This is a genomic window from Escherichia sp. MOD1-EC5189 (assembly GCF_002966045.1).
GTDB lineage: Bacteria > Pseudomonadota > Gammaproteobacteria > Enterobacterales > Enterobacteriaceae > Escherichia > Escherichia coli_F.
The window spans coordinates 1-5,052 of record NZ_PTRX01000060.1; the positions used below are offsets into that span (position 1 = coordinate 1).

Here is a 5,052-nt window from a genome sequence, read left to right on the forward strand (position 1 = left end):
ATTTAATATATATCGCAGGACTTATTTTAATTAATTACTCAAACGCTGCGGATGGGTATAAACCGTTGCCCGACCCGGCTTACAAAAGCCCACCAGCGTCAAATTACAGCGCTCAGCCACTTCTACGGCAAGCGTGGTCGCGGCAGACACCGCAAACAAAATTTCTACGCCGCACATCGCTGACTTTTGCACCATTTCATAACTGGCACGACTGGAAACCAGCACCGCACCTTGCTGCCAGCTTTCCCCTTCTTGCGCCCGGCGACCTAACAGTTTATCCAGCGCCACATGGCGACCCACGTCTTCATGCCCGCCGACCAGTTCGCCAGATGGCAACATCCAGGCAGCGGCGTGAGTACAACCTGTCAGTTGCCCCACTGGCTGGAAATCATTGAGATGGCGTAATGCATCATCCAGTTTGTTGAGATCAAATGTCTGAGTGAACGGCAGCGGCTGCACCGGTTTACCGATGTCATTAAGTTGCTCCACGCCGCATACGCCACAGCCCGTACGCCCCGCCAGCGCCCGGCGACGTTCCTTCAACCCCATAAAGCGGCGGCTGGAAAGCTCAATTTGAACTTCAAGACCATTACAGGAAGGAACGACATCCATGCCAAAGATATCGCGCGGACTTTCGATTATCCCCTCGGAAAGCGAAAAACCGAGCGCAAAGTACTCAAGGTCTTTGGGCGACGCCATCATCACCACATGCGAAATGCCGTTGTAGACCAGCGCAACGGGAACTTCTTCCGCCACCTCATCTAACCGTGGGTGTTGTAAATCATCACGCCGCCATAACTCAATTTGACGGACACCTGTGATATTTGTCACATTTTCGATTTCTTTTTGCTGTGTTTTTTTCACTTTCTCTTAACCAGATAAGAACACACACACCAACATTATGGTATTCTGTTACAAACCCTTCCTGGATGGAGGGAAATTGAGCCAATTCTGGACCTTTGCGGCCCCTTCCGCAAAGAAAAATAACTCCCACTCCCTGCACACGCAGCAAGCGAATGTAAATGGGACGTGACAATGTCGAAACAAGGAGCAATCCATGCAGGTCAGCAGAAGGCAGTTCTTTAAGATCTGCGCTGGCGGTATGGCAGGCACCACGGCAGCGGCACTGGGTTTTGCACCCAGCGTAGCACTCGCGGAAACCCGGCAGTATAAACTGCTGCGCACCCGCGAAACCCGTAATACCTGCACCTATTGTTCCGTAGGCTGTGGGCTGTTGATGTACAGCCTCGGTGACGGAGCAAAAAACGCCAAAGCATCTATCTTCCATATCGAAGGTGACCCGGATCACCCGGTCAACCGCGGTGCACTTTGTCCGAAAGGCGCTGGTCTGGTGGATTTCATCCACTCCGAAAGCCGTCTGAAGTTCCCGGAATACCGTGCCCCTGGTTCTGATAAATGGCAGCAAATCAGTTGGGAAGAGGCGTTTGATCGCATTGCCAAACTGATGAAAGAAGACCGCGATGCTAACTACATTGCGCAAAACGCCGAAGGCGTGACTGTTAACCGCTGGCTCTCCACCGGGATGCTGTGTGCTTCCGCGTCGAGTAACGAAACCGGCTATTTAACGCAAAAATTCTCCCGCGCGCTGGGTATGCTCGCGGTCGACAACCAGGCGCGTGTCTGACACGGACCAACGGTAGCAAGTCTTGCTCCAACATTTGGTCGCGGTGCGATGACCAACCACTGGGTCGACATCAAGAACGCCAACCTCGTCGTGGTGATGGGCGGTAACGCCGCTGAAGCACACCCGGTCGGGTTCCGCTGGGCGATGGAAGCCAAAATTCACAACGGCGCGAAGCTGATTGTGATCGATCCTCGCTTTACGCGTACGGCGGCGGTGGCTGACTACTATGCCCCTATTCGTTCCGGTACTGACATTGCTTTCCTGTCAGGCGTATTGCTGTACCTGCTGAACAATGAAAAATTCAACCGCGAATACACCGAAGCCTATACCAACGCCAGCCTGATCGTGCGTGAGGATTACGGCTTTGAAGATGGCCTGTTCACCGGCTACGACGCGGAAAAACGCAAGTACGATAAATCCTCCTGGACTTACGAACTGGACGAAAACGGCTTCGCCAAACGCGATACCACGCTGCAACATCCGCGCTGCGTGTGGAACTTGCTGAAACAGCACGTTTCCCGTTATACGCCAGATGTGGTTGAAAACATCTGTGGCACGCCGAAAGACGCGTTCCTGAAAGTCTGCGAATACATCGCAGAGACCAGTGCTCACGATAAAACTGCCTCGTTCCTTTACGCGCTCGGCTGGACGCAACACTCCGTTGGTGCGCAGAACATTCGTACGATGGCGATGATCCAGCTACTGCTCGGCAATATGGGGATGGCAGGCGGCGGCGTTAACGCCCTGCGCGGTCACTCCAACATTCAGGGGCTGACGGACCTGGGGCTGCTGTCGCAGAGCCTGCCAGGTTACATGACGCTGCCAAGCGAGAAGCAGACCGATCTGCAAACCTACCTTGCCGCCAACACGCCAAAACCACTGCTGGAAGGCCAGGTTAACTACTGGGGCAATTACCCGAAATTCTTCGTCTCCATGATGAAGGCCTTCTTTGGTGATAAAGCGACGGCAGAAAACAGCTGGGGCTTTGACTGGTTGCCGAAGTGGGATAAAGGCTACGACGTCCTGCAATACTTCGAGATGATGAAAGAAGGCAAGGTCAATGGCTATATCTGCCAGGGCTTTAACCCTGTAGCCTCATTCCCGAACAAAAACAAAGTGATCGGTTGTCTGTCGAAACTGAAGTTCCTCGTGACCATCGACCCGCTGAACACTGAAACCTCCAACTTCTGGCAGAACCACGGTGAGCTGAACGAAGTGGACTCGTCGAAGATCCAGACCGAAGTGTTCCGTCTGCCATCGACCTGCTTCGCGGAAGAGAACGGTTCTATCGTTAACTCCGGTCGCTGGTTACAGTGGCACTGGAAAGGCGCCGACGCCCCGGGGATTGCGCTGACTGACGGCGAGATCCTCTCCGGTATCTTCCTGCGCTTGCGCAAGATGTACGCCGAACAGGGTGGCGCGAACCCGGACCAGGTGCTGAACATGACCTGGAACTACGCCATCCCGCATGAGCCGAAGTCGGAAGAAGTGGCGATGGAGAGCAACGGTAAGGCGCTGGCCGATATTACCGATCCGGCAACCGGGGCGGTTATCGTCAAGAAAGGCCAACAACTTAGCTCGTTCGCACAACTGCGCGATGACGGTACCACCTCCTGTGGCTGCTGGATTTTCGCCGGTAGCTGGACGCCAGAGGGCAACCAGATGGCACGCCGTGATAACGCCGATCCGTCTGGCCTCGGTAACACGCTGGGCTGGGCATGGGCATGGCCGCTTAACCGCCGCATTCTGTATAACCGCGCCTCCGCAGATCCGCAGGGTAACCCGTGGGATCCGAAGCGTCAGTTGCTGAAATGGGACGGCACCAAATGGACCGGCTGGGATATTCCGGACTACAGCGCAGCGCCTCCGGGCAGTGGCGTCGGGCCGTTTATCATGCAGCAGGAAGGCATGGGGCGTCTGTTTGCCCTCGATAAGATGGCGGAAGGTCCGTTCCCGGAACACTACGAGCCGTTTGAAACGCCGCTGGGAACTAACCCACTGCATCCAAACGTTATCTCGAACCCGGCTGCACGTATCTTTAAAGACGACGCCGAAGCATTGGGTAAAGCCGATAAGTTCCCGTATGTCGGAACCACCTATCGTCTGACCGAGCACTTCCACTACTGGACCAAACACGCGCTGTTGAATGCGATTTTGCAGCCAGAGCAGTTTGTGGAAATCGGGGAGTCGCTGGCGAATAAACTTGGCATTGCCCAGGGCGATACCGTGAAAGTCTCCTCCAACCGTGGCTATATCAAAGCCAAAGCGGTGGTGACCAAACGTATTCGCACGCTGAAAGCGAATGGCAAAGATATCGATACCATCGGTATTCCGATTCACTGGGGCTATGAAGGTGTTGCGAAAAAAGGCTTTATTGCCAATACGTTAACGCCATTCGTTGGTGATGCGAACACGCAGACGCCGGAGTTTAAGTCCTTCCTTGTGAATGTGGAAAAGGTGTAACGGAGACGACATATGGCTTATCAATCTCAAGATATCATTCGTCGTTCCGCGACTAACGGTCTGACCCCCGCGCCTCAGGCGCGGGACTTCCAGGAAGAAGTGGCGAAACTCATCGACGTCACCACCTGTATCGGCTGTAAAGCCTGTCAGGTGGCGTGTTCAGAGTGGAACGACATTCGCGATACCGTCGGTAATAACATTGGGGTGTACGACAACCCCAATGATTTAAGCGCCAAATCGTGGACGGTAATGCGCTTCTCGGAAGTGGAGCAGAACGACAAACTGGAATGGCTGATCCGCAAAGACGGCTGTATGCACTGTTCCGATCCAGGCTGCCTGAAAGCGTGCCCGGCGGAAGGAGCAATTATTCAGTATGCCAACGGTATCGTCGACTTCCAGTCCGAGCAGTGCATCGGCTGCGGTTATTGCATTGCGGGCTGTCCGTTCGACATTCCGCGCCTCAACCCGGAAGACAACCGCGTCTACAAATGTACACTGTGCGTTGACCGCGTGGTGGTTGGGCAAGAACCGGCCTGTGTGAAAACCTGCCCGACGGGGGCGATTCACTTCGGTACGAAAGAGTCGATGAAAACGCTGGCGAGCGAGCGCGTGGCTGAGCTGAAAACCCGTGGTTACGACAATGCGGGTCTGTACGATCCGGCAGGCGTGGGTGGTACACACGTTATGTACGTGCTGCACCATGCTGACAAGCCGAATCTGTATCATGGCTTGCCGGAGAACCCGGAAATCAGCGAAACCGTGAAATTCTGGAAAGGCATCTGGAAACCGCTCGCAGCTGTTGGCTTTGCGGCTACCTTCGCAGCCAGTATCTTCCACTACGTGGGTGTCGGTCCGAACCGTGCGGATGAGGAAGAGAATAATCTGCACGAAGAGAAAGACGAGGATCGCAAATGAAACGACGTGACACCATCGTGCGCTACACC

General features: G+C 54.5%; 3 protein-coding genes. 2 read left to right on the top strand and 1 reads right to left on the bottom strand.

Going from position 1 to position 5,052, the window contains the following annotated elements; genetic code table 11:
• Positions 1–30 precede the first annotated feature (30 nt).
• A complete protein-coding gene (fdhD, locus tag ATB02_RS25085) occupies positions 31–864 on the bottom strand; it encodes a formate dehydrogenase accessory sulfurtransferase FdhD (protein ID WP_105272377.1) in 834 nt (277 codons plus the stop codon).
• Between the two features lie 193 nt (positions 865–1,057).
• Between fdhD and fdnG the strand changes: the two genes are divergently transcribed.
• On the top strand, positions 1,058–4,108 hold the full coding sequence (fdnG, locus tag ATB02_RS25100) for a formate dehydrogenase-N subunit alpha (protein ID WP_015953878.1): 3,051 nt from the start codon (positions 1,058–1,060) through the stop codon (positions 4,106–4,108).
• A gap of 12 nt (positions 4,109–4,120) precedes the next feature.
• Positions 4,121–5,023 carry a formate dehydrogenase O subunit beta gene (gene fdoH, locus ATB02_RS25105; RefSeq protein WP_105272378.1) on the top strand — a complete coding sequence of 301 codons (903 nt, stop codon included), beginning with the start codon at positions 4,121–4,123 and terminating at the stop codon, positions 5,021–5,023.
• The last annotated feature ends 29 nt before the right edge of the window (positions 5,024–5,052 follow it).